Genomic DNA, 23,190 nt, shown 5'->3' with positions numbered 1-23,190 from the left:
CGGCGTCATCCCGCGGCCTTGGCTTTGCCGGCATATGCAACCGCTTCGCCGATCTCGACGAGCGCAGCCTTCGCGCCGCGCGGATCGGACCAGATGAAATCTCCGACCAGCACGAAATCCGCGCCGGCCGCGGCGAACGCCTCGGCCTCCTCGCGCGAGGTCGCAAAGCCGACGCAGGGCGGCTCGAACAATTCGTCCCACCATTCGAGCCGCTCGGCGATCGCCTCGAGCGATGGCCGCGCTCCCTTGGCGTCGGGCTCGCCGAACAGCACATAGTCGGCGCCGGCTTCGCCCGCGGCCATGGAATCGTGGCGTGTCGCCAGGCCACCGACGCCTGCGATGCGATCGGGCTTCAGCGAGGGCATCGCCTCTTCCATCGCGGCGAGGCCGGTCAGGTGTGCGCCGTCGGCGCCGGCGCGGGCCACGATGTCGGGATGGCCGTCGATCAACAGCGCCGCACCTGCGTTCTGGATCGCAGGCGCCAGCGCCTTGATGGTGGAGATCATGCTGCGCGGATCGCTTTCGCGCAGCCGCACCAGAACGGCCGCGACGTCGGCCGCGGCCAGCAGATCGGCAAGCTCGGCCGCAAGCAGCAACGGCTCGTCGACCGGCGGCGTTGCCAGATAGAGGCGCGGCGCCGGCCGCGGCGGAACGGGCTTTGGGGCCAACTATGCCGCCTGTTTCTCGAGGCCGGCGTCCCACTTGCCGGTGCTCGCCAGCCCGTTCATCCGGGCGCGATGCGAGAAAGCGCGCTGGCCCGCGGGGACGTTCTCCGGTTTGCCGGACCATGCCTTCTGCGGCGCGGCCTGCAGCGCACGGCCATAGGAGAAGGTCAGCCGCCAGGGCAGATGGCCGATCTTGTTCATGGCGTCGAGATGCGCGGTCGCTTCCTCGTCGCTCTGTCCGCCGGAGAGGAAGGCGATGCCGGGCACCGCGGCCGGCACGCAGCTCTTGAGCAGGCGGACGGTCTTCTCGGCGACTTCCTGCACCGACGCCTGCTTCGGGCACTTCTTGCCCGAGATCGCCATGTTTGGCTTCAGGATCATGCCTTCGAGCGCGACGCGCTGCACCCGCAATTCCTGGAAGGTGCGGTTCAGCACGCGCTGCGTCACCTCGTAGCAGCGGTCGATGTCGTGATCGCCGTCCATCAGCACCTCCGGCTCGACGATCGGCACGATCTGCGCGGCCTGGCACAGCGCGGCGTAGCGCGCCAGCGCATGCGCGTTGACGCGGATTGCGGTCATCGTGGGAATACCGCGGCTGCCCGCGCCCGAGCCGATATCGATCACGGCGCGCCATTTCGCAAACCGCGCACCGCGCTCGTAATATTTCTTCAGCCGCTCGGCGAGCCTGTCGAGGCCGACGGTGACGAGTTCGCCGGGGCAGTTCGGCAACGGCTGGGTGCCTTCGTCGACCTTGATGCCGGGAATTGCGCCCGCCTGCTCGATCAGCTTGACCAGCGGCGTGCCGTCCTTGGCATTCTGCCAGATCGTCTCGTCGTAGAGGATGACGCCGGAGATGTATTTGCTCATCGCCTCCTGCGAGCGGAACAGCATCTCGCGATAGTCGCGGCGATTGTCCTCGGTCGAATCGACCTTGATGGCGTCGAACCGCTTCTTGATGGTGCCGGAGGATTCGTCGGCAGCGAGGATGCCCTTGCCCGGGGTGACCATGGCAAGCGCAACTTTGTTGAGGTCAGCGAGGTTCATCGGGAACGTCCTTTAGGGCCATTGCCTTTGCAAACCAAAATAGGCGGTTCTCGGGCAAATGCCTAGAAAACGTTCGTCGCGGCTCGTGTTCGGACGTTCCACCTCTCCCATCGGGAGAGGTCGCGCCGAAGGCGCGGGTGAGGGGATGCGCTCTATCGAGGGACCCGAATCCCTCACCCGGATCGCCGGCGCGATCCGACCTCTCCCCGTTGGGGAGAGGTGATCGCGGTCCGCGGCGAGTGAAGAGCGCTCAAGCAACCTTGGGGTCGAGCTCGCCCGCGGCGTAGCGCTTGGCCATTTCCGCCGTGGTCAGCACCTTCTTGATCTTGCTGGCCTGGCCCGCGGTGTTGAACTCCTGCAGGCGCTGCTTGCACAGCTTGGTCATCGCCTCCATCGCAGGCTTCAGGTACTTGCGCGGATCGAACTCTTCCGGATTGTCCTTCAGAACTTTCCGGATCTGACCGGTCATCGCCATCCGGTTGTCGGTGTCGATGTTGATCTTGCGCACGCCGTTCTTGATGCCGCGCTGGATCTCGGCGACCGGCACGCCCCAGGTCGGCTTCATCTTGCCGCCATTGGCGTTGATGATCTCCTGCAGCTCCTGCGGCACCGACGAGGAGCCATGCATCACCAGATGCGTGCTCGGCAGCTTGCGATGGATTTCCTCGATCACGTTCATGGCGAGGATGTCGCCATCGGGCTTGCGGGTGAACTTGTAGGCGCCGTGCGAGGTGCCCATCGCGATCGCCAGCGCGTCGACCTTGGTCTCCTTGACGAATTTCACGGCCTCGTCGGGATTGGTCAGCAACTGGTCATGCGACAGCTTGCCCTCGGCGCCGTGGCCGTCTTCCTTGTCGCCCATGCCGGTCTCGAGCGAGCCGAGCACGCCGAGCTCGCCTTCCACCGAGATGCCGCCGAGATGGGCCATGCCGGTCACGGTCCGGGTGACGCCAACATTGTAGTCCCAGTCGCCGGGGGTCTTGCCGTCGGCCTTCAGCGAGCCGTCCATCATGACAGAGGTGAAGCCGGCCTGGATCGCGGTCATGCAGGTGGCGGGCTCGTTGCCGTGGTCGAGATGCACGCAGACCGGGATCTGCGGATAGATCTCGGTGACGGCGTCCATCATGTGCTTGAGCATGACGTCGTTGGCGTAGGAGCGTGCGCCGCGCGAAGCCTGGATGATGACCGGCGCATCGACCTCGGAGGCCGCCGCCATGATCGCCAGCGCCTGCTCCATGTTGTTGATGTTGAAGGCAGGTACGCCGTAATCATGCTCGGCCGCGTGGTCGAGCAGTTGCCGCAACGTGATGCGAGCCATTCCATTTCTCCCTGTAATGCGCGTTCGCGGATTTGACCTAAATCAACCTTTTTTCAAAACTTCGACGCCCGGCAGCGGCTTGCCTTCCATCCATTCAAGAAACGCGCCGCCGGCGGTCGAGACGTAGGAAAAATCACCGGCCACGCCGGCCTGGTTGAGCGCCGCGACGGTGTCGCCGCCGCCGGCGACCGAGATCAGCTTCTTGGCCCTGGTGCGCTCGGCGGCATGCTTGGCCGACACCACGGTGCCGCGGTCGAACGGCGTCAGTTCGAAGGCGCCGAGCGGCCCGTTCCAGACCAGGGTCGCGGCATCGTCGATCGCGGCATGGATGCGCGCGATCGATTGCGGGCCGACGTCGAGGATCATGCCGTCGGCCGGGATCGCATCGAGGCCGTAAGCGTGCGAAGGCGCGTTGGCGGCGAACTGATTGGCGACAACCGCGTCAACCGGCAGGATGATCGCGCAATTCGCCGCGTTGGCCTTCTCCATGATCCGCAGCGCGGTCGCGGCGAGGTCCTTTTCGGCGAGCGACTTGCCGACGGCGACGCCCTGCGCGTGCAGGAAGGTGTTGGCCATGCCGCCGCCGATCACCAGCGCGTCCACCTTGTTCACGAGGTTTTCCAAAAGGTCGATCTTGGTCGAGACCTTGGCGCCGCCGATGATCGCGATCACCGGCTTGGTCGGGGCTTCCAGCGCCTTGCCGAGCGCGTCGAGCTCGGCCTGCATGGTGCGGCCGGCATAGGCCGGCAGTTTGTGACCGAGGCCTTCGGTCGAGGCGTGGGCGCGGTGCGCGGCGGAGAAGGCGTCATTGACCCAGATGTCGCCGAGTTTTGCCAATTCGGCGACGAAGCCGGCGTCGTTCTTCTCCTCTTCCTTGTGGAAGCGGGTGTTTTCCAGGCAGAGGATGTCGCCATCCTTGAGGGCCGCAACCGCCTTGGCCGCCGGCTCCCCGATGCAGTCCTCGGCGAAGGCGACCGGGCGCTTGATCACCGTCGACAGCGCTTCGGCGACCGGCTTCAGCGAATCCTTGGGATCGCGCCCCTTGGGCCGGCCGAAATGGGCGAGCAGGATCACCTTGCCGCCCTTGTCGGAGATTTCAGTGATGGTGGGAGCAACGCGCTCGAGCCGTGTGGCGTCGGTGACGCGGCCGCCTTCCATGGGGACGTTGAGGTCGACGCGCAGCAGCACGCGCTTGCCCTTCACGTTGACGTCGTCGAGGGTGCGGAACGATTTTGTCATGGACGTTTCCTGGGACGTTTCCTGTGCGGCCGGACACAGCCATCCACCGGACGGCGTCGCTTTCGCTTGCCGATGTCGCGGCCGTCAAGGTCGCGAATGCAGGGGCAAACACGCAGATGCCCGGCGCTGGGCCGGGCATCACGAACAGTCGAACTTAGATCAGCTTGCCGATCGCGACGGCGGTGTCGGCCATGCGGTTCGAGAAGCCCCACTCATTGTCGTACCAGGCCATCACGCGCACCAGCGTGCCGTTCTGCACCTTGGTCTGGTCCATGTGGAAGGTGGCCGAATGCGGATCGTGGTTGAAGTCGATCGAGACGTTCGGCGCGGTGGTGAAGCCCAGGATGCCCTTGAGCTGCTGCTCGGAGGCGCGCTTCATCGCCTCGTTGATTTCCTTGGCGTCGGTTGAGCGCTTGGCGACGATCTTCAGGTCGATCACCGAGACGTTCGGGGTCGGCACGCGGATCGAGACGCCGTCGAGCTTGCCCTTCAGTTCCGGCAGCACCAGGCCGATCGCCTTTGCCGCACCGGTCGAGGTCGGGATCATCGACATCGCCGCGGCGCGGCCGCGATAGAGGTCCTTGTGCAGGGTGTCGAGCGTCGGCTGGTCGCCGGTATAGGCGTGGATCGTGGTCATGAAGCCGGTCTCGATGCCGACGGTCTCGTTCAGCACCTTGGCAACCGGCGCCAGGCAGTTGGTGGTGCAGGAGCCGTTGGAGACGACGAGCTGATCCTTGTTCAGCGTGTCATGGTTGACGCCGTAGACGATCGTCGCGTCAGCACCGTCGGCGGGCGCCGAGACCAGCACGCGCTTGGCGCCGGCGGCGAGGTGCGCTGAGGCCTTGTCCTTGGCGGTGAAGATGCCGGTGCATTCCAGCGCGATGTCGACGCCGAGCGCCTTCCACGGCAGCTTGGAGGGATCGCGCTCGGCCGAGACCTTGATCTTGTTGTCGCCGACGCTGATCGAATCGCCGTCGACGGTCACGGTGCCGGGAAAGCGGCCATGCACGGAATCGAAGCGCAGCAGGTGCGCGTTGGTCTCGACCGGGCCGAGGTCGTTGATGCCAACCACCTCGATGTCCTTGCGGCCGGACTCGGCGATGGCGCGCAGAATGTTGCGGCCGATGCGCCCAAACCCGTTGATCGCGACGCGGATTGCCATGCTCGTCTCCTCTAAAGCTGTTGTCAGCCCCGCGGGAGGGCTCCCACGAGGTTCTTACGGCGGAACGCCCGGTTCGGCCGGGCGCGTACGGAAAAGATGGAGCTTTGGTAATCCTTTTTCACGACAAGCTCAACCGTGCCCCGCGAGTGGCAGACCGGCGTCAGACGCGCTTGGTGGCAGCGTTAACGACGGCTTCAGCGGTAATGTCGAAATGCGGGAAAAGGTCCTTCGCCGGGGCGCTGGCCCCGAAACCGTGCATGCCGATGAATTCGCCGTCATGGCCGATCACGGCGTCCCAGCCCCAGCGCACCGCAGCCTCGATCGCGATCTTGACCGGCGCCTTGCCGATAATGGCATTTTGTCGCTCCGCAGGCTGCGCCAGCAGCAATTCCAGCGACGGCACCGAGACGACCCGCGTCGCGATGCCGCGCCCTGCGAGCTGCTTCTGTGCCTCGACCGCGATCTGGACCTCGGAACCGGAGGCGAACAATGACACTTTCGCGTCACCCTGCGCCGCGACCAATTCGTAGGCGCCGTGACTGCACGGATTGTCGTTCGGCGCCGTGGTGCGGAGCTGCGGCAGGTTCTGGCGGGTCAGCGCCAGCACGGTCGGTCCGTCGACGCGGTTGAGCGCCAATTCCCAGCACTCGGCGGTCTCGACCGCGTCGCAGGGACGGAACACGCGCATGTTCGGCATCGCGCGCAACGCGGAGAGGTGCTCGACCGGCTGGTGCGTCGGGCCGTCCTCGCCGAGCCCGATCGAATCATGGGTCATGACATAGACGACGCCGGTGCCCATCAGCGCCGACAGGCGCATCGCGCCGCGCGCATAGTCGGTGAAGACCAGGAAGGTGGCGCCGTTCGGCGCAAAGCCGCCATGCAGGAAGATGCCGTTGAGGCACGCTGCCATGCCGTGCTCGCGGATGCCGTAATGGATGAAGCGGCCCTTCGGCGTCTTGGCGGCGAACGCTGTTGCCGACTTCGCCTTGTTGTTGTTGGAGCCGGTGAGGTCGGCCGAGCCGGCCACGAATTCCATCGGCATCGCGGCCGCGATCACCTCGATCGCAGCTTCCGACGATTTGCGGGTCGCGACGTTGAGCGGATTTTCCAAGAGGCTCTTCTTGAAGGCGCGCAGCCCCTTGGCGAGCGACTGCGGGCGCTCGTGACGGATGCGGCGCTCGAACTCGGCGCGCTTGCGGTTGCCGAGCTGCGCGAACTGCTCGTCCCACGCCTTGTGCTCGGCAGCGCCGCGAGCCCCGGCCTCACGCCAGGCCTTCAGCACGTCGTCGGGCACCGAGAACGGTTCGAGCGAGATGCCGAGCTTCTCCTTGGCGCCCTTGAGCTCGTTGGCGCCGAGCGCTTCGCCATGGGCTTTCGCGGTGCCGGCCCTGGTCGGCGCGCCGAAGCCGATCGTGGTCTTGCAGGCGATCAGCGAAGGCTTGCTGGACTTCTGCGCGCGGGTGATCGCAGCCGCGATCGCCTGCGGATCGTGGCCATCGATCAGCTCGGCCGCCCAGCCCGCGGACTTGAAGCGCTTCACCTGATCGACGGAGTCGGCGATCGAGGTCGGGCCGTCGATCGAGATGCCGTTGTCGTCGTACAGCACGATCATCTTGTTGAGCCGCCAGACACCGGCGAGCGCGATCGCTTCCTGCGAGATGCCTTCCATCAGGTCGCCGTCCGAGGCGAGCACATAGGTGTAGTGGTTGACGATCTTCTTGCCGAATTCTGCAGCGAGCATCTTCTCGGCGAGCGCCATGCCGACCGCGGTCGCGATGCCCTGGCCGAGCGGACCGGTGGTGGTCTCGATGCCCCTGGTGTGGAAATTCTCGGGGTGCCCCGGCGTCAGCGATCCGAGCTGGCGGAAATGCTTGAGCTGGTCGAGCGTCATGTCCTTGTTGCCGGTGAGGTACAGCAACGCATAGAGCAGCATCGAGCCGTGGCCGGCCGACAGCACGAAGCGATCGCGATCGGGCCACGCCGTATCGGCGGCATCGAACTTCAGGAATTTCGTGAACAGGACGGTTGCGATGTCGGCAGCGCCCATCGGCAGGCCGGGATGGCCGGAATTCGCCTTCTCGACGGCGTCCATGGCAAGGCCACGGATCGCATTGGCCATACGGGTGTGATCGACCTGCGTCATGATGAAAAGTCCGCCTGAAATGAGAGCTGATTGCTGGACGTATCGGGGCGAGCAGCCGCGATGCGCGCGTGGAGTGGCCTTACGGGTTGGAGGGTGGATTAGCACCTCAATTCCGCAAGTCCAAGGCGAGGAAACGCCCCAAAACGGGGAAAAGTTGCTCGAAATGGCCCAATTTCATTCAACGGTGCATAGTTCTGCGCCGCCGTTGCGCTTCCCTCGCTTGCCACGTAAATTTCGTCCGCTAAACGCTTGCCCAACCGCCGCTTTTGCCGTGCGGCAAGCCTGTCTCCAGCCGGCTATCAAGGCCGATCGACCAGAAGGGGTCCACGCCGCGTGTCATGAGTGATCGTCTCGCCAACGGGTCTGGCAATACCGAGGCACCGCTTGCCGATATCGATGCTGCGACCAAGCGGCTGATGGCCGCGCTCGATGCGCTGGAAAGTTCGGTGGAGCGGCGCCGCGAGGCCGACCGCGATGAGAACGAACTGGCGAGCAGGATCCAGGCGCTCGGCGCCGATCGCTCGAGACTTGCCGACGAACTCGACGGATCGCTGGTGAAGACGCGCAAGCTCGAGCGCGTCAATCGCGACATCGCGGAAAAGCTCGACGCGGCGATCGGCACCATTCGCGCCGTGCTCGAGGGCGGAGAAGGCAGATGAGCCACATCAACGTCACCATCAATGGCCGGCAATACCGGATGGCCTGCGAGGAGGGCCAGGAGGTGCGGCTCTTGAAGCTCGCGGAAAATCTCCAGCAGCGCGTCGAATCGCTGCGCGGCAAGTTCGGCGAGATCGGCGACGCACGGCTCACCGTGATGGCGGCGCTCACCGCCTGCGACGAGCTGGTCGATGCAAGCGCGCGCATCCGCAGCCTCGAGGAAGAGGTCGAGCAGTTGCGCAATGCCCGCACAGCCGCCGCCGACCGCGCCCGTGCGACCCAGACCGCGGTCTCCAACGCGCTGAACGCCGCCGCCGAGCGGATCGAGCGCACCACGCAGGTGCTCAACCGCACCATCGGCGGCGGCATCGCGATCGGGTGATGTTCTTGGTCGTCCCGGTCTTCGCCGGGGCGACGCCAGGTTTCTTACCGCTGGCGAATTGCGACAACGATCGCTAGATTAGCCCACGCGAAGCTGCGTCGTGCGTCAGGAGCCATATATCCCCGGGGCCTTATCGATCCTTTAGGGAACTGTCCCTGGCCGGGTCCGTGGACCCGGACATATGGTGCCCACCTACTTTCGTAGGGAACTCCGGGATCGAGCGCTCCAACGGCCTCTGCGGCTTCGCACTATTTTTGCTGTTGCCTAGTCGTCGCGCGGCGGCGGTTCGATTGTGGTGCAGCGCTGTTCCCTGCGAAGCAGGGCGTCCAGTGCGCCGCGGCGTGACCCTAATGAATGCGAGCGTCTGTGATTGATGGATCGTCCGTTGTCGCGGACGACGACAGCGGAAGATGGATCATGCACGCATCTCCATCGAAGGCCGAGCTTCGGGCGCTTGCCCTCGCCAAGCGTGACGCGCTGAGCGACGAGCAGCGCGCGACGGCTGCGGAAGCGCTCGCCAAGCGCGGCGCGCCGTTCGCCATCACGCAAGGCATGATCATCTCGGGCTATGCCCCGATCCGCAGCGAGATCGATCCGGCGCCGCTGATGAAGAAGCTTGCCGAGAAGGGGGCGCGGCTCGCGCTGCCCTGTATCAATGCGCGCGGCCAGTCGCTGACCTTCCGCAGCTGGTCGCCGCAGGACCGGCTGATGCTCGGGCCGCTCGGCATACCCGAGCCGTCGCCGGCCGCGGCCGAGGTGCATCCCGACGTGATGCTGGTGCCGCTTGCCGCCTTCGACAAGCTCGGCCACCGCATCGGCTATGGTGCCGGCTATTACGACTATACCTTTGCGCATCTGCGCAAGGCCAAGCATGTGATCGGGGTCGGGATCGCCTTTGCTGCACAGGAAACCAAGGCCATTCCGGCGCTGTCGCACGACGTCCCGCTCGATTATGTGCTAACGGAGCGCAAGACGTTCGATTTCCGGAGCCCTTGAATTGCGTATCCTCTTCGTTGGTGACGTCGTCGGCAGAACGGGCCGCACCGCCATATCAGATCATCTCCCCGGCATGGTCAGGGACTGGTCGCTCGATCTCGTCGTCGTCAATGGCGAGAACGCCGCCGGCGGCTTCGGCATCACCGAGGCGATCTACCAGGAGCTGCTCGACGCCGGCGCCGATGCGATCACGCTCGGCAACCACGCCTGGAATCAGAAGGAGGCGCTGGTCTTCATCGAGCGCGCGCCGCGCCTGATCCGGCCCTTGAATTTCCCGCGCCATTCGCCGGGCCGCGGCGCCGCGCTGGTCGACACCAAGAGCGGCAAGCGCGCGCTGGTTCTCAACGCGATCGGTCGCGTCTTCATGGAGCCGTCCTCGAACGATCCGTTCAGCGCGATCGAGCGTGAGCTCGAGGCCTGCCCGCTGCGCGAGGGTTGTGACGCCATCGTGCTCGATTTCCACGCCGAGGCGACCAGCGAGAAGCAGGGCGTCGGCTTCTTCTGCGACGGCCGCGTCAGCCTCGTGGTCGGGACCCACACCCATGTGCCGACCGCCGATCACCAGGTGCTGCCCGGCGGCACCGCTTACATGAGCGATGCCGGCATGACCGGCGACTATGATTCGGTGATCGGTATGCAGAAGGAGGAGCCGCTGCAGCGTTTCCTCACCGGCATTCCCTCCGGCCGTTTCGAGCCGGCGGCAGGCGTTGCGACGCTCAGCGGCGTCGCGGTCGAGACCGACGATGCGACCGGGCTTGCGGTCAAGGTCGCGCCGGTGCGCGCCGGTGGCCGGCTCGAGCCCGCGGTGCCGGGGTTCTGGACGTAAGTGAAGTCGCGCCGACGAACCGATTCCGTCATTGCGAGCGAAGCGAAGCAATCCATGTCACCGTGCATGGGGGGCGATGGATTGCTTCGTCGCTATCGCTCCTCGCAATGACGACTTGCCGTCAACCCTGCCGGAAACCGGTCCGGCCTATCGCTGCACACCATTTCGGAATAATGGAAATGTACCGGTGAGTTGCCCGACGTGTCAAGCGCAGTGTCGAGCGCCGGCAGCCGACGGCTACTGTGCATGGGGTTGTTTTGCATTTTTTTGGCAGTGCCTGTAGCCCGGATGCAGCCAACGGGGCGCGCGTTCGCGCGACTCCCATCCGGGCCCCGTTCAAAGCTTGTAGGCGGTGCGGAACGCGCCCCAGTGCCGGCCGCGGACGCGGATCGGCACGTCGATCTCGCGCATCATCACGGTGGTGCCGCCTCCCATGTCGCGCGCGTAGCTTTGCACCAGGTAGGCGCGCTCATTGCGCGCGGCGGCGAGGCCGGCGGGGTCGTTGAAGATGCGGCGATTGCGGCAATTGGCGGTGTTGTAGGCGACGTCGCCCGGCCGCTGCGGCTGCGAGTAGATCTTGTTGTGGACCGGCAGATAGCCGTTGCGGTCGACCGTCGCGCAGAATGCCAGGCGCTTGTCCTTGGCGAGGAACGCCTCGAGCGGAGCGGGCAGCGCGCGGTCCGCCCAGTCCAGCATCTTGGTGCGGTACTGCACCGGATTGGTGCCCGGTATCTCGACATAGTCGGTGTCGAACATGTCGGCGATCGTGATCGCGCCGCTGGCCAGTCCGTTCTCGAACAGTCTGCTCAGTGCGCGGCCGGCTTCCATCGCGCGGGTGACGAGTTCGGCGTTCTCCTCGTGGATCGCCCACATCCGGTCTTCGATCTTTTCGCGCAATTCGGCGGTCGCGGCCTCGAAGCGCGCCTGGCTGCCTGCCTTGGCGCGGTCGCCGATCCTGATCCGGCAGGCGCCGATGTCCTGGAGGGTCGCGCTCAGGGTCTCATGGGCCGGCAGCTTCTCGGCATCGGGCCCGCCGATCAGGATGCCGTCCATCGCGATCTCATAGACCGGCGCGGTGATGTTGCCGCGCGCGGTCGTGATCTCGATTCTGAGGCTGCAGGGCAGGCGCTCGTTCTTGCGCGGATCGCCGCGCTCGTCCTGGCGCAGCAGCACCGCGCAGCGCGCCTTCAGCTTCTGGGCGAAGGCGGTCACCGCCTTGCCGGCCTTGGCGACATTGTCGCCATGCGCGGCGGCTTCCCGCGTCGCGCTGTCGATCTCGCCGGCGCTGGTGCCGACCGAGACGATGAAGTGGGAGGCGGAGGCTGCGTTCTGGCCCATCTCGCCGGTGATCTGGTTCTGCTCGGCGACCGCGCCGTTGACGTTCTCGAACACCGGCCGGATCTTCTCGATCGCCTGCGAGATGCGGTGGACGGCGTCCGCCGATCCGGTGGCGTCCTTCTGCAGCGCCTCGATCTTGCGGGTGATCTCCTCAGTGGCGCTCTGGGTCTGCACCGCCAGCGCCTTGACCTCGGTGGCGACCACGGCAAAGCCCTTGCCGGCCGTGCCGGCGCGCGCAGCTTCAATGGTGGAGTTGAGCGCGAGCAGCGTGGTCTGCCGCGCGATCTGCGCGATCAGATTGACGACATTGCCGATCGCGGCCGAGGATTCGCGCAGGCGATCGACATTCGCGGTGGCCTCGCGCGCCGCCGCCGCGGCATCGTCGGCGAGCTGGCTCGCGCTGCGCACCTGCGCGCCGATGCCTTCGGCGGAATGGGTGAACCGGTCGGCGGCTTCGGAGAATGTCGTCGCGGTGCTCTGCGCATCGCTGCTGCGCCCGGTCAGCGCGTCGGTGCGGGCTCGGATCGTCGCGAGCTTGGCGGCCGTCGCCTCGGCGCCGTCGGCCACCGCGCCCGCGGCGCGCTCGAGCTGGCGGATCATAGCCCCTAGCTCGAGTTCCAGCAGCTCCAAGATTTCCTTCGACGAATCAGTCTCGGTCGAGACCTCGGGCGCGGTTGCCGCGGCCGGCACCAGTGGCGCGGCGACAGGCGCAGCCGGCTCCGGCTCTTGCTTTCGAAACAAACCGAACGCCATGGGGGCTCTTGGAAAGTTGCGGCGGGACGGGGCGATCCTCGCATCCGGGCATGAAGTCATGGTTAACAAGTGCCTCATATTCCGGCTTGCGGTAGTATTCTCGGGCCAGACGACCCCTGCCGACCTTTGATTTTGACCGCCAGGGGCCTATAAGGCCGCGTTTTCCACCCCTGTTCAGACCCTAGGCTCGAAGAGACGTCGCATGGCCGGCCATTCCCAATTCAAGAACATCATGCACCGCAAGGGCCGGCAGGATGCCCAGAAGTCGAAGCTTTTCGGCAAGCTGGCCCGCGAAATCACCGTGGCGGCCAAGCTCGGCACCCCGGACCCGGCGATGAACCCGCGGCTGCGCGCCGCCGTGGTCGCAGCGCGGGCCGAGAACATGCCCAAGGACAATATCGACCGCGCCATCAAGAAGGCCGCGGGCAATGAGGGCGAGAACTACGACGAGATACGCTACGAGGGCTATGGCCCCGGCGGTGTCGCCGTGATCGTCGAGGCGCTGACCGACAACCGCAACCGCGCCGCCTCCGACATCCGCTCGTTCTTCACCAAGTCGGGCGGCAATCTCGGCGAAACCGGCTCGGTCGCCTTCATGTTCGATCGCACCGGCATCATCGAGTACGACGCCAAGGTGGCCTCCGACGATGCGATGCTGGACGCCGCGATCGAGGCCGGCGCCGACGACGTCGTCTCCAGCGAAGGCGGCCACGAGGTCTACGCCTCGCAGGACACCTTCCGCGAGGTCGCAAAAGCGCTGGAAGCGAAGTTCGGCGAGCCGCGCAAGGCGGCGCTGACCTGGAAGCCGCAGAACACCGTCGCGGTCGACGACGAGACCGGCGAAAAGCTGCTCAAGCTGATGGACCTGCTCAACGAGCACGACGACGTGCAGAACGTCTACGCCAATTTCGAGGTGTCCGACGCGCTGATTGCAAAGATGGGCGGGTAAGAGCCGCGTTCATCGCCCCAAGCTCCAATGTCATCGCCCGACTTGATCGGGCGATTCAGCATTCCAGAGGTCGTTATTTGACCCGAGAGGCCGCGGCGTGCTGGATCCCCCGCTTTCGCGGGGGATGACGAGCGAGGACGGGATCAAGAGCGGAGCCGACGGCGACCGCGGCAGGGGATGGGCTTCCGTTTGTGTTTCGTTCTCGCAGGCCAGGCGGTATCACTACCGCATGACAGCCCAGCCGATTCGCTCTCCCGTCCGCATCATCGGTATCGATCCGGGTCTCCGCCGCACCGGCTGGGGCGTGATCGAGACCGAGGGCAACCGTCTGGTCTATATCGGCTGCGGCTCGGTCGAGCCGCCGGACGATCTGCCGCTGGCGAGCCGGCTGCTCGCGATCCATGAGGGGCTGGCCGCCGTGCTCGGCGACTTTAGGCCGGCGGAGGCCGCGGTCGAGCAGACCTTCGTCAACAAGGACGGCGTTGCCACGCTGAAGCTCGGCCAGGCCCGCGGCGTCGCCATGCTGGCGCCCGCAATGTTCGGTATCTCGGTCGCCGAATACGCGCCGAACCAGGTCAAGAAGACCGTGGTCGGTGCCGGTCACGCCGAGAAGAACCAGATCCAGGTGATGCTGAAGATCCTGTTGCCGAAGGCCGAACCGCCGTCCGCCGACGCCGCCGACGCGCTCGCGGTCGCGATCACCCACGCCCATCACCGCCAGAGCGCCGCACTCCGGCTCAGGGTGGCGAGCCTATGATCGGCTATTGCAACGTAGCGCAACGCGAGGAGCGCGCGCTCGTCAGGCTCCCTCCCCCCTTGCGGGGGAGGGTTGGGGAGAGGGGTGGACCCCGGGCGAGACGATTGCTGAGCGCATCGCCCTCGCAAAGTCGGCTACCTGTCGTCGGAACGGAAATTGACAGAGCGCGTCGTGTGGTACCCCTCGCCCTAACCCTCCACCGCAAGGGGGGAGGGAACCCTTCCGCCAGTGCGTCCCCTACTAGTGCGGGTTCATCCGAACACGGTGCGCGCGTCGAGCCTGGGTCACCATCATGATCGGCAAGCTCAAGGGTCTGATCGATTCCTATGGCGAGGACTACGTAATCCTCGACGTCGGCGGCGTCGGCTATCAGGTGCATTGCGCGAGCCGCACGCTGCAGGCATTGCCGTCGCCGGGCGGCGCGGCGGTGCTCTCGATCGAGACCTATGTCCGCGAGGATCAGATCAAGCTGTTCGGCTTCCGCTCAGATCTCGAGCGCGAATGGTTTCGCCTGCTGCAGACCGTGCAGGGCGTCGGCGCCAAGGTCGCGCTCGCGGTGCTCGGCACGCTGCCGCCGACCGATCTCGCCAACGCCATCGCGCTGCGTGACAAGGCGGCGGTGGCGCGGACGCCCGGTGTCGGGCCGAAGGTCGCCGAACGCATCGTCAGCGAATTGAAGGACAAGGCACCGGGCTTTGCCGATGTCGATCCCGCGGTGGTGCATCTCTCGGGCGCGATCGACAACAACCGCGCGCCGCGTCCGGTCACCGACGCGATCTCTCGCGCTGGTTAACCTCGGCTACGGCCAGCCGCAGGCCGCCGCCGCGATCGCCGCTGCCTCGCGCAGCGCCGGTGAGAGTGCCGAGACCGCGCAGCTGATCCGGCTTGGGCTTAAGGAATTGTCGAAGTGAACACGCCCTCGCGCATGGTCTCGCCCGAACGCCGCTCCGACGATGTCGGCGACACCGCGCTGCGTCCGCAGTCGCTGACGGAGTTCGTCGGCCAGGCCCAGGCGCGCAAGAATCTCTCGATCTTCATCGAAGCCGCCAAGAAGCGCGGCGAGGCGCTCGATCACGTGCTGTTCGTCGGTCCCCCCGGCCTCGGCAAGACCACGCTGGCGCAGATCGTTGCGCGCGAGCTCGGCGTCGGCTTCCGTGCCACCTCCGGCCCCGTGATCGCGAAGGCTGGCGACCTCGCGGCGCTGCTCACCAATCTGGAAGAGCGCGATGTGCTGTTCATCGACGAAATCCATCGCCTGAGCCCAGCGGTGGAAGAAGTACTCTATCCCGCGATGGAGGATTTTCAGCTTGATCTGATCATCGGCGAAGGCCCTGCGGCGCGCTCGGTCAAGATCGAGCTGTCGAAATTCACCCTGGTCGGTGCGACGACGCGCGCGGGCCTGCTCACCAATCCGCTGCGCGATCGCTTCGGCATTCCGGTCCGGCTCAACTTCTACACCGTGGAAGAGCTCGAGAAGATCGTCACCCGCGGCGCCCGCGTGCTCAACATCGGCATGAGCCCCGACGGCGCCAACGAGATCGCGCGCCGTGCCCGCGGCACGCCGCGCATCGCCGGCCGCCTGCTGCGCCGGGTCCGCGACTTTGCCTCGGCAGCCGATGCCGATGCCATCGACCGCGGCATCGCCGACCGGGCGCTGAGCGCGCTCGAGGTCGACAGCGCCGGGCTCGACGCGATGGACCGGCGCTATCTCACCACCATCGCCTTGAACTATGGCGGCGGGCCAGTCGGTGTCGAGACCATGGCCGCAGCGTTGTCGGAGCCGCGCGATGCGATCGAGGACATCATCGAGCCCTATCTGATCCAGTGCGGCTATCTGCAGCGCACCCCGCGCGGAAGACTGCTGACCTCACATGCCTTCCGCCATCTCGGCCTCGCCGAGCCGAACCGCGATCCCGCGCAGTTCGGCCTGTTCGGCGGCAATGGCGATGAGGATTGAGGCGAGCGCTCTCGAAGACGTGAAAAGACGTGTTGTGCCCGCTAACCATTGCGACGTCTCTGCGGGTCCTCTGCACAAACACGGCCCAATTTCGCTCTAATCAAAGGGCCTATGATCGTCCGGAGCGCCTTCCAGGAGGCGCCAGGCATCACCGATCAAGCGTCCATGATTTCACGTCGACATTTTCTTCGCGGCTTCGGCGGATTGACCGCCGCCACCGCCTCGACCGGAGCCTACGGCCTGAGCGAGCCGGTCGTCCGCCTCACGCTGACGCGCTACGATCTGTCGCCGCGGCAATGGCCGGCCGACTTTCCGCTCAGGATCGTCGCGCTCGCCGATATTCACGCCTGCGATCCCTGGATGTCGCTCGATCGCATCGCGGAGATCGTCGAGCGCACCAACGCGCTGAACCCCGACATCATCGTGTTGCTAGGCGACTATGTCGCGGGACTGCGCCACGTCACCCGCTTCATTCCGGCTTCCGAATGGGCCGCGGTGCTCAGGGGCCTGAAGGCGCCGCTCGGCGTCCACGCCGTGCTCGGCAATCACGATTATTGGGAAGACAAGACGGTGCAGCGCCTGGGGCAGGGGACACCCGTCGCGCGCCGCGCGCTGGAGCGCGCCGGCATTCCGGTCTACGAGAACGACGCGGTGCGGCTCACCAAGGACGGTCGCCCGTTCTGGCTTGCCGGTCTCGGCGACCAGCTCGCCTTTATGGCGGCGCGGCGCTATCGCGAGGTCCGGCGCATCGGCGTCGACGATCTCAACGCGACGCTCGCAAAAGTCACCGACGACGCGCCGGTGATCCTGCTCGCGCACGAGCCCGATGTGGCGCTCCGCGTGCCCTCGCGCGTCGCGCTGCAACTGTCCGGCCACACCCATGGCGGCCAGATCCGGCTGCTCGGCTGGTCGCCCGCGGTGCCGGTGAAGCACGGCATGCGGCTCGCCTATGGCCACATCAAGCTGAAATGCGACGTCGTCGTCTCCGGCGGCCTCGGCTGCAGCATCATGCCGTTCCGCCTCGGCGTGCCGCCGGAGATCGTGCAGGTCACGCTCGGCGCAAAGGGGCCGGTGCTGTCCTGATCGCGCTTGCGTGATCGCGCAATTTGCGCAAAACGATGGTTCTCACGAGGGCAATCGAGGGGCCGCACTTGACCTTACCCCATATCGACGGCGCGATCCGCGATGGCCGACATCATATGCAGGTCCGTGTCTACTACGAAGACACCGATTTTTCCGGCATCGTCTACCACGCCAATTATCTGCGCTTCATGGAGCGCGGCCGCACCAATCATCTCCGCTTGATGGGCGCCGAACAGAACGCGCTGTTCGAGGAGGCGCAGGAGGAGACCGGCGGCTTCGCCTTCGTGGTGCGCTCGATGACGCTGGACTTCCTGAAGCCCGCGCGAATGGACGACATGCTCGACGTCGTGACCTGGCCGATCGCGGTGAAGGGTGCCTCCATCATGCTCGCGCAGGAGGTCCGGCGCGGCGATGACGTGCTCGTGAAGGCGCAGGTGCGCGTCGCCTTCGTCAGTCAGGGCAGGGCACAGCCGATTCCGAAGTCCATTCGCGCGCTGATGAAGGCCGATCTGGCTTAACTATCGGGCGATAGGAAACACCCCATCGACTCTCCGTCGCCCGGCGATAGATTTGCCTGGCAAACATTGAGGGATCGCCGATGTCACGCCCGCCGCTGCCGCCCTTTACCCGCGAGACCGCCGCGCAGAAGGCGCGCATGGCGGAGGACGCCTGGAATTCGCGCGACCCGGTCCGGGTTGCCGGCGCCTATACCGAGGACAGCCGCTGGCGCAATCGCTCCGAGGTATTTCAAGGCCGCGAGGCGATCGTGGCCTTCCTGACCCGCAAATGGGAGAAGGAGCTGGAGTATCGCCTGATCAAGGACCTCTGGGCGTTCGACGGCAATCGCATCGCGGTGCGCTTCCAGTACGAATGGCACGACGTCGGCGGCAACTGGTTTCGCTCCTACGGCAACGAGCAGTGGGAGTTCGACGAGCACGGCCTGATGCGCCGCCGCGAGGCCTCGATCAACGACATCGCGATCGCAGAGAAGGACCGCCGCTTCCACTGGCCTGCGCCGGGTCCGCGTCCGGCCGACGTGCCCGGGTTGGGGCAGGAGCCGTTCTGATCGCTGCGCTCGATCCGGGCTCAGGGTGAGGCGGGAGCCGGGCCGTCGTGCTTCGAGACGCGCGTTCCGCGCTCCTCAGCATGACGGTCATGAGATTGAGCGTTCAGCTAGAGCTAAGCGTGCAGATGTTCGCTCCGTCACCCCTGCGCAAAGGCTTCGCCTTTGTCGCTGGAGGTGCGAGCGGAGCGAGCCTCGAAGTGTGGACGGCCCCACGCTCGGAGCCGTCGCCTTTCAATGTGCCTTACGCCGCCGCCTTGTGCCGGGCGATCTCCGCCTTGTAGAGCTCGAACTCCTCCGCGACCGCTTTCGCGACCGACGGCCGGGTGCGCAGGCGCTCGTAATAGGCCTTCAGCGCCGGCCACTTCGAAAGCTCGATCGGCGGCGTTGCCATGGTCCAGTTGATGACAGTGACGAGATAGGCGTCGGCGACGCTGAAATGATCGAGCAGGTAGTCGCGGCCCTTCAGGTGGTCCTCGAGATAGTCGAGCCGCGAGACGTATTTCTCCAGCGCGTAGGTCTTGGCTTCCGGCGGCGCCTTCTTGTCGAGCAGCGGCAGGAACAGGCCCTTGTGCAACTCGGTGCCGATGAAGCACAGCCATTGATGCAGCTTCGAACGTTCGGCGCTCGATGCGGTGCCGATGCCGGCGCGCGGGAACTGGTCGGCGACATATTGCAGGATCGCGGCGTTCTCGGTCAGCACCACGCCGTCGTCGGTGCGCAAGGTCGGCACCAGCCCGAGCGGGTTGACCTTGTTGAAGTCGGTGCCGTCATTGCGCACCTGTTTGGTCTTCGGATCGACCTCGAGATAGTTGGCCGGCTGGCCCGCTTCGTACAGCGCGACGCGGGTCGCCATCGAGCAAGCGAGCGGCGAGAAATACAGGTCCATGGTGCCTCCTTGGGGCGAGTCTGGCGCGGGTGTCCCGGCCATTGTTGATTTTTGTACTGTCTTGGATAATATTGAGGGCGTCAAGGAATTTAATGCGAAATGGTACAAAAAAGTAAGAGGCCGCCATCTGCTGCAAGAAGTGCGACGCCCGTCGAACCGAAGCGGCGCGGGCGGCCGCGCGCCTATGAGCCCGATGTGGCGCTCGGCAAGGCGCTCGATCTGTTCCGCCGCGACGGCTTTGCCGCGACCTCGCTCGATGATCTGAGTGCTGCGACCGGCATGAACCGGCCGAGTCTCTATGGCGCGTTCGGCGACAAGCGCGACCTCTACATCAAGAGCTACCAGCGCTACCGCGACGATGCGCGCGCGTCGATGGCCGACATCTTTCGCGCCGAGGCGCCGCTGCGCGAGCGGCTGGAGCGCATCTACCGGATCGCGCTCGACATCTATCTCTCCGGCGAGTCCGGTCCGCGCGGCTGCTTCACGGTGATGACAGCGGCGTCCGAGGCGGTGTCGGATCCGGATATCCGCAGCATGGTGGTGGAGGGCCTGACCGAACTCGACAAGGCGTTCGGCATTTGCTTCCGCCATGCCAGGGAACGCGGCGAGCTGCCCGAGGGCGCCGATCCGGCGGCGCTGGCGCATCTCGCCTCCGCCACCATCCACACCATCGCGATCCGTGCCCGCGCCCGCGTGCCGCGCGGGGAACTCGAGGCGATCGTGAAGGGCGCCGTCGACGTGCTGTGCGCGGCCAAATAGCCGCCGCGAATTTCACCAGAGCAAATGTCGGGAGCTGGTTTTCCGGGCCGTCCTCGGTCAGGTCTCCTCGCACACGGAAGCGGAACTTCATGGGAAAGCTCAGGACTTCACTCTTCATGGTATCGATCGACGGATTTGGCGCGGCGCCGCGCCAGAGCCTGGAAAACCCATTCGGCGAAGGCGGTCTCGCGCTGCCCGCCGCCTGGTTCTTCGAGACGCGAACATTTCGCCAGATGACCGGACAGGACGGCGGCACCACCGGGCTCGACGACGAGATCGCCCGCAAGTCGATGCAGAACATCGGCGCCTGGATCATGGGCCGCAACATGTTCGGACCGATTCGTGGGCCGTGGCCCGATCATTCGTGGAAGGGCTGGTGGGGCGACGTACCGCCATATCACACGCCAGTGTTCGTGCTGACGCATCACGCGCGGCCCGACCTTCCGATGGCGGGCGACACCACGTTTCATTTCGTCACCGACGGCATGCTTGCTGCGCTGGAGCGGGCGCGCGCCGTTGCCGGCGACAAGGACATCCGGGTCGGTGGCGGCGTATCGGTGGTGCGGCAATTCCTCCAGGCCCGTTTGCTCGACGAACTGCAATTGGTGATACCGCCGGTCTTGCTCGGTGCCGGCGAGAGCTTGTTCGCGGGGCTCGACCTGCCCGCGCTCGGCTATGGCGTCGTCTCGCATGTCGCGAGCCCGAACGCCACCCACATCACCTTCGCGCGCAAGCCGTAGGTCGCAGTCTCCGCGTCAGCGGCCAAAATAGGCCGTTGACGCGACCGCTTTTTGGTCGTACTTAACCCAAAGGTTATTTAACCAATGAGCTAAGTAGATGCCGCTCGATCCCCTCAGTTCGACCTTCGCGGCGCTGGCCGATCCGACCCGGCGCGCGATCCTGGCGCGGCTCGCGCTCGGCGAAACCTCGGTGATGGAGCTGGCAAAGCCATTCGACATGAGCCTGCCGGCGATCTCCAAGCACCTGAAGGTGCTGGAGCATGCCGGGTTGATCTCGCGCGGGCGCGAGGCGCAGTGGCGGCCGTGCCGCATCGCGCCCTCTTCGTTCAAGCAGGTCGACGGCTGGCTCGGGAATTTCCGCCGCTTCTGGGACGAGAGCTTCAACCACCTCGACGGCCTGCTCGAGGAGATGAAGGCGGAGGAGGCCGCGAAGGTCCCGCCGCGCAGCAACCGCAAGGTCAGCAACCCTAAAGTCAGAGTAACCAAGGAGAAGCAACGTGGACGCACGCGTGGATAAGACGCTGAGGATCACGACCCCATCGGATTTCGAGTTCGCCATGACGCGCCAGTTCGATGCGCCGCGGCGCTTTGTGTTCGACGCGATGACCAAGCCGGAATATCTGGTGCGCTGGCTCGGCTGCGAGACGCTCGCAATGCCCGTGTGCGAAGTCGACCTGCGCGTCGGCGGAGCCTATCGGTTTGTGTTCCGCTCTTCCGAGGGCATCGAGCATGAACTGACCGGCACCTATCGCGAGGTGGTGCGACCGGAGCGGCTGGCATTCGGCGAGACCTTCTCGATGCCGGGCTTCACCAGCGACGAATATCTCGTCATCTCGACCTTCATCGAGGAAGCCGGCACCACCACGTTGACCACCACCATCCGCCATCCGACCAAGGAAGCGCGCGACGGCCATCTCAATTCGGGCATCGACAAGGGCGTCGCGCCGGCCTACGACCGGCTCGCGGAGGTGGTTGCCGGGATGGGCTAAGGCGCCTGTTGTCTCGCATCCGCCATTGCGAGCGACGCGAAGCATCCATCTGACCGTGTTTAGGGTGGCATGGATTGCTTCGTCGCTTCGCTCCTCGCAATGACGGCTTCGCGCTAATACCCCCGCTTGCGATCGACCATGTTCTCCAGCTCCCCGCCTTGCTCGAAGCGCGCGATCTGTTGCGCGACGTATTTCGAGATCTCGTCGGCGTCGGTGTCGGCGGCGTTGTGCGGTGTCAGCACCACCTTCGGATGGCTCCAGAACGGGCTCGCCTCGGGCAGCGGCTCGGTCTCGAAGACGTCGAGCGAGGCCGCGCCCAGCGTGCCGTCATCGAGCGCGCGCAAAATGTCCGCTTCGTTCTGCAATCCGCCGCGGCCGGCATTGATGATGACAGGCGCGCCGAGCGGGCTGCTGCGGTTCAGTTTCACGAACGCGTCGCGGTTCAGCACGTGCCGGGTATCCGGCGTCAGCGGCAGCAGGCAGACCAGGATGTTGGTCTCGCGCAGGAACGCGTCCAGCCCGTCAGTGCCGTGATAGCAGACGACGCCGTCGATCCGCTTCTCGCTGCGGCTCCAGCCGACGACGCGGAAGCCGAGCGCGCGCAGCGCGTGCGCCGAGGCGGCGCCGAGGGTGCCGAGCCCCATCACCCCGACGGTGATCGCGCTTGCCGCCCACTGATAGTCCGGCGCCCAGCGCTTCAGGCGCTGCGACTCGCGCAGATAAAGCTCCTGGCGGTGATGCATCAACACATGCAGCACGACATATTCTGTCATGCGGTCGGTGAGATCGGAGACCGAAACCCGCACCAGCGGCACGTCGGGCAGCGAGCGGTCCGCCATCAGTGCGTCGACGCCGGCGCCGAGGTTGAAGATGACGCGCAGGTTCTTGAATGCCGCGAGCTCGCCCGGCTTCGGCTTCCATACCGCGGCATAGTGCACCTCCGCGGGATCGAGCGCGCCGTCCGGCAGCAGCACCACGCGGCGGTCCGGGCAGACCGTGTCGAACCGCGCTTTCCAGCGCGCCGACGACCAGTTTTCCGAGCCGCCATTGATCAGCAGCGCCAGTGCGCCCTTACCCATCGGGATACCTCCAACTTCAATGTGATATTCATCACAGAACGGGCGTGGCCCGCCCCTTAGTCTCCTGCCATCAACCGGGGAGAACTTCCATGCGCAAGCTGATCCTGATCGCGGCTTTCATCGCAGTCGCCGCCACCACCGCTCACGCCGGCCAGAGTCGTGGCCTTGTGCTCGCAAACGCCGACACCCCCGCTCAGACGCAATCGGCCGTTGCGCCTGCTCCCGCCGAAGCCCAGCCGGGCTCGTCGCAGGTGCAGCCTGCCGATGCGCCGCGGCCGCAGGCGTCGCGTCCGGTGAAGAGGAGCCAGGCCAACCGCCGGGAGAGCGACGAGGCCAAGGCGCGCCGGATCGCCGCCCGCTACGGCGTCTATTGGTGATCGCGGCATCGTCGTTACGGCGATG

The 23,190-nt window shown here is 65.9% G+C and carries 24 protein-coding genes, 1 other RNA gene and 1 pseudogene; 17 read left to right on the top strand and 9 right to left on the bottom strand.

Annotated features, from left to right (window positions below; all coding sequences use genetic code 11):
* Positions 1–5: 5 nt before the first annotated feature.
* From ACVISU_RS16000 to tkt, 6 genes are all read right to left on the bottom strand, one after another.
* Entirely contained in the window at positions 6–668 is a 663-nt protein-coding gene (locus tag ACVISU_RS16000; RefSeq protein WP_456707556.1) for a thiamine phosphate synthase, read from the bottom strand.
* Positions 669–1,709 (bottom strand): class I fructose-bisphosphate aldolase, encoded by a 1,041-nt coding sequence (locus tag ACVISU_RS15995; RefSeq protein WP_456707555.1) that lies wholly within the window; start codon positions 1,707–1,709, stop codon positions 669–671. It abuts the gene before it with no gap.
* 250 nt (positions 1,710–1,959) lie between these two features.
* Entirely contained in the window at positions 1,960–3,027 is a 1,068-nt protein-coding gene (fba, locus tag ACVISU_RS15990) for a class II fructose-bisphosphate aldolase (RefSeq protein ID WP_456707554.1), read from the bottom strand.
* A 42-nt stretch (positions 3,028–3,069) separates the two neighbouring features.
* A complete protein-coding gene (locus tag ACVISU_RS15985; protein WP_456707553.1) occupies positions 3,070–4,266 on the bottom strand; it encodes a phosphoglycerate kinase in 1,197 nt (398 codons plus the stop codon).
* Positions 4,267–4,420: 154 nt separating this feature from the next.
* Positions 4,421–5,428, bottom strand: coding sequence for a type I glyceraldehyde-3-phosphate dehydrogenase (gap, locus tag ACVISU_RS15980; RefSeq protein WP_050405738.1), 1,008 nt, complete (start codon positions 5,426–5,428; stop codon positions 4,421–4,423).
* 160 nt (positions 5,429–5,588) lie between these two features.
* Complete coding sequence (tkt, locus tag ACVISU_RS15975; RefSeq protein ID WP_456707552.1) at positions 5,589–7,571, bottom strand: transketolase; 1,983 nt, start codon at positions 7,569–7,571, stop codon at positions 5,589–5,591.
* Between the two features lie 338 nt (positions 7,572–7,909).
* Here tkt and ACVISU_RS15970 point away from each other — a divergent pair, with 338 nt between their 5' ends.
* From ACVISU_RS15970 to ACVISU_RS15950, 5 genes are all read left to right on the top strand, one after another.
* Positions 7,910–8,230: a DUF4164 domain-containing protein gene (locus ACVISU_RS15970; protein ID WP_050405740.1), complete on the top strand. Its 321-nt coding sequence runs from the start codon at positions 7,910–7,912 to the stop codon at positions 8,228–8,230.
* On the top strand, positions 8,227–8,610 hold the full coding sequence (locus ACVISU_RS15965) for a cell division protein ZapA (RefSeq protein WP_050405741.1): 384 nt from the start codon (positions 8,227–8,229) through the stop codon (positions 8,608–8,610). The genes ACVISU_RS15970 and ACVISU_RS15965 overlap by 4 nt, the downstream gene beginning before the upstream one ends.
* A gap of 87 nt (positions 8,611–8,697) precedes the next feature.
* A non-coding RNA gene (gene ssrS / locus ACVISU_RS15960) (6S RNA) lies at positions 8,698–8,858 on the top strand.
* Positions 8,859–9,027: 169 nt separating this feature from the next.
* Complete coding sequence (locus tag ACVISU_RS15955; protein ID WP_050405742.1) at positions 9,028–9,606, top strand: 5-formyltetrahydrofolate cyclo-ligase; 579 nt, start codon at positions 9,028–9,030, stop codon at positions 9,604–9,606.
* A 1-nt stretch (position 9,607) separates the two neighbouring features.
* The gene (locus ACVISU_RS15950; RefSeq protein ID WP_456707551.1) at positions 9,608–10,432 is read left to right on the top strand and encodes a TIGR00282 family metallophosphoesterase; all 825 of its coding nucleotides are present in this window, start codon (positions 9,608–9,610) and stop codon (positions 10,430–10,432) included.
* Between the two features lie 336 nt (positions 10,433–10,768).
* Here ACVISU_RS15950 and ACVISU_RS15945 read toward each other — a convergent pair whose 3' ends face one another.
* Positions 10,769–12,523, bottom strand: a complete 1,755-nt coding sequence (locus ACVISU_RS15945) for a methyl-accepting chemotaxis protein (RefSeq protein WP_456707550.1) — start codon at positions 12,521–12,523, stop codon at positions 10,769–10,771.
* Positions 12,524–12,725: 202 nt separating this feature from the next.
* Between ACVISU_RS15945 and ACVISU_RS15940 the strand changes: the two genes are divergently transcribed.
* The 7 genes and pseudogenes from ACVISU_RS15940 (at position 12,726) to ACVISU_RS15910 (ending at position 18,335) form a co-directional block, all read left to right on the top strand.
* Positions 12,726–13,472, top strand: coding sequence for a YebC/PmpR family DNA-binding transcriptional regulator (locus ACVISU_RS15940; protein ID WP_050405745.1), 747 nt, complete (start codon positions 12,726–12,728; stop codon positions 13,470–13,472).
* A gap of 229 nt (positions 13,473–13,701) precedes the next feature.
* Complete coding sequence (gene ruvC / locus ACVISU_RS15935; protein ID WP_456707549.1) at positions 13,702–14,229, top strand: crossover junction endodeoxyribonuclease RuvC; 528 nt, start codon at positions 13,702–13,704, stop codon at positions 14,227–14,229.
* Positions 14,230–14,521: 292 nt separating this feature from the next.
* Positions 14,522–15,140 (top strand): annotated as a pseudogene (ruvA, locus tag ACVISU_RS15930) (Holliday junction branch migration protein RuvA).
* Positions 15,137–16,186, top strand: coding sequence for a Holliday junction branch migration DNA helicase RuvB (ruvB, locus tag ACVISU_RS15925; protein WP_050405748.1), 1,050 nt, complete (start codon positions 15,137–15,139; stop codon positions 16,184–16,186). Before ruvA ends, ruvB begins: the two are co-directional and overlap by 4 nt.
* A gap of 165 nt (positions 16,187–16,351) precedes the next feature.
* Positions 16,352–17,269, top strand: coding sequence for a metallophosphoesterase (locus ACVISU_RS15920; RefSeq protein WP_456707548.1), 918 nt, complete (start codon positions 16,352–16,354; stop codon positions 17,267–17,269).
* Between the two features lie 68 nt (positions 17,270–17,337).
* On the top strand, positions 17,338–17,787 hold the full coding sequence (gene ybgC, locus ACVISU_RS15915; RefSeq protein ID WP_021076499.1) for a tol-pal system-associated acyl-CoA thioesterase: 450 nt from the start codon (positions 17,338–17,340) through the stop codon (positions 17,785–17,787).
* 80 nt (positions 17,788–17,867) lie between these two features.
* Positions 17,868–18,335 carry a nuclear transport factor 2 family protein gene (locus ACVISU_RS15910; RefSeq protein ID WP_456707547.1) on the top strand — a complete coding sequence of 156 codons (468 nt, stop codon included), beginning with the start codon at positions 17,868–17,870 and terminating at the stop codon, positions 18,333–18,335.
* Between the two features lie 241 nt (positions 18,336–18,576).
* On the opposite strand, the gene ACVISU_RS15905 is transcribed toward ACVISU_RS15910, so the two are convergent.
* Entirely contained in the window at positions 18,577–19,221 is a 645-nt protein-coding gene (locus ACVISU_RS15905) for a glutathione binding-like protein (protein WP_050405751.1), read from the bottom strand.
* Between the two features lie 99 nt (positions 19,222–19,320).
* On the opposite strand from ACVISU_RS15905, the gene ACVISU_RS15900 reads away from it, so the two are divergent.
* The 4 genes from ACVISU_RS15900 (at position 19,321) to ACVISU_RS15885 (ending at position 21,709) form a co-directional block, all read left to right on the top strand.
* Positions 19,321–19,980 (top strand): TetR/AcrR family transcriptional regulator, encoded by a 660-nt coding sequence (locus tag ACVISU_RS15900; RefSeq protein WP_050405752.1) that lies wholly within the window; start codon positions 19,321–19,323, stop codon positions 19,978–19,980.
* A gap of 89 nt (positions 19,981–20,069) precedes the next feature.
* Positions 20,070–20,720, top strand: coding sequence for a dihydrofolate reductase family protein (locus tag ACVISU_RS15895; protein ID WP_456707546.1), 651 nt, complete (start codon positions 20,070–20,072; stop codon positions 20,718–20,720).
* A 97-nt stretch (positions 20,721–20,817) separates the two neighbouring features.
* The gene (locus ACVISU_RS15890) at positions 20,818–21,237 is read left to right on the top strand and encodes an ArsR/SmtB family transcription factor (RefSeq protein ID WP_456707545.1); all 420 of its coding nucleotides are present in this window, start codon (positions 20,818–20,820) and stop codon (positions 21,235–21,237) included.
* Positions 21,218–21,709 carry an SRPBCC domain-containing protein gene (locus ACVISU_RS15885; protein WP_206600781.1) on the top strand — a complete coding sequence of 164 codons (492 nt, stop codon included), beginning with the start codon at positions 21,218–21,220 and terminating at the stop codon, positions 21,707–21,709. The genes ACVISU_RS15890 and ACVISU_RS15885 overlap by 20 nt, the downstream gene beginning before the upstream one ends.
* Before the next feature lie 113 nt (positions 21,710–21,822).
* Here the strand turns inward: ACVISU_RS15885 and ACVISU_RS15880 are convergent, their stop codons facing one another.
* Entirely contained in the window at positions 21,823–22,788 is a 966-nt protein-coding gene (locus tag ACVISU_RS15880) for a 2-hydroxyacid dehydrogenase (RefSeq protein WP_050405755.1), read from the bottom strand.
* Between the two features lie 89 nt (positions 22,789–22,877).
* Between ACVISU_RS15880 and ACVISU_RS15875 the strand changes: the two genes are divergently transcribed.
* Positions 22,878–23,165 (top strand): hypothetical protein, encoded by a 288-nt coding sequence (locus ACVISU_RS15875; protein ID WP_456707544.1) that lies wholly within the window; start codon positions 22,878–22,880, stop codon positions 23,163–23,165.
* Positions 23,166–23,190: the final 25 nt, after the last annotated feature.

Source organism: Bradyrhizobium sp. USDA 4452, from assembly GCF_054063575.1.
This window is presented reverse-complemented; position numbering and strand designations above follow the sequence as displayed.